This window comes from Cobetia sp. SIMBA_158 (assembly GCF_046566945.1).
Classification (GTDB): domain Bacteria; phylum Pseudomonadota; class Gammaproteobacteria; order Pseudomonadales; family Halomonadaceae; genus Cobetia; species Cobetia amphilecti.
This window is the reverse complement of the sequence record NZ_JAWJYL010001267.1, coordinates 1-228: the sequence shown is the minus strand read 5'-3', so window position 1 is coordinate 228 and position 228 is coordinate 1. Positions and strand designations below refer to the sequence as shown.

Annotated in this window: 1 pseudogene; it reads right to left on the bottom strand. The window is 38.2% G+C overall.

Annotation, left to right across the window (positions count from 1 at the left end):
• Nucleotides 1-228 (bottom strand): annotated as a pseudogene (locus R2R70_RS23795) (pyridine nucleotide-disulfide oxidoreductase); the annotation flags it as partial.

Genomic DNA, 228 nt, shown 5'->3' with positions numbered 1-228 from the left:
AATCATGTTACGGTCAAACTTTTTAGGTTTAGTATAATTTTTGTATACGCGACGTTTTTTAAACACGTTTAGGATTCCTTTAGCAATAAAAGGGAACACACCCAATAAAGCGAACGATAAAATAAGATCGAGCGATAAAATGCCAGATAAGCTCTCAATTTGCGCAAGTTGCGTACCCGCGTTTACAAATACAAAAGTACCCGCGAGCATACCTACCTGACTTACCCA